The 723-nt window shown below is 66.3% G+C and carries 1 protein-coding gene and 1 pseudogene; both read right to left on the reverse strand.

Annotated features, from left to right (window positions below; genetic code table 11):
• Positions 1 to 131 (reverse strand): annotated as a pseudogene (locus tag AC1DWF_RS34335) (glycosyltransferase family 4 protein); the annotation flags it as partial.
• A 91-nt stretch (positions 132 to 222) separates the two neighbouring features.
• Positions 223 to 723, reverse strand: a 501-nt coding sequence (locus AC1DWF_RS34340) for an EamA family transporter (protein ID WP_476842953.1), incomplete at its 5' end; no start/stop codon positions are given.

Raw genomic sequence — 723 nt, forward strand, 5'->3', positions numbered from 1 at the left:
CTGGCGAAGAGCGTCACCTCATGGCCCTGCCGGACCAGCTCGTCGGTGAGATAGGCGACGATACGCTCGGTCCCGCCATAGAGCTTGGGGGGACAGGCTTCGGCGAGCGGGGCGATCTGCGCAATCTTCATGGGGGGGCTCCGGGCGGCACGGGGGATGTAGCCCAGAAGAACGCGCGAGAAACCTATTCGGTGGCAGGCATTTCGCTGAAACTCAGTCCACTCAGGACAAAGCGCCGATCAGCACCAGGACCACGCCGCAGACGAGGGTCAGCGCACCGATCACATCCTTGGTCTTCAGCCGCTCGCCCAGGAAGAAGCGGCTGAACAGCAGCGTGAAGATGATCTCCACCTGCCCCACGGCGCGCACCAGCGCGACCGGCGCCAGCGAGAAGCCGACAAACCAGCAGCTCGACCCGAAGGCCGAGAGCGCCCCCACCTGCGCGGAGCTGCGCCAGCTGCGGAAGACCGCGACGAACTGCTTCGGCTCGGTGATGACGAGCCAGCCGCCCTGCAGCACGGTCTGGATCGTGTTTGTGACCACGACCGAGAACAATGCCTTCAGGATCGCATCCTCGCCCGGCAGCTCGAGATTGGCCTTGCGCACGAAGATCGAGGTGAAGGCGAAGAAGGCGCCCGCGCCGATGCCGCACAGTGCCGCCGGCTGGAAGGTGGCGCGCAGGATGTCCCGGCCGCCCAGACCGCGCCCTGCCAAGGTCAGGTA

Source organism: Aminobacter sp. P4_D5, from assembly GCF_056401815.1.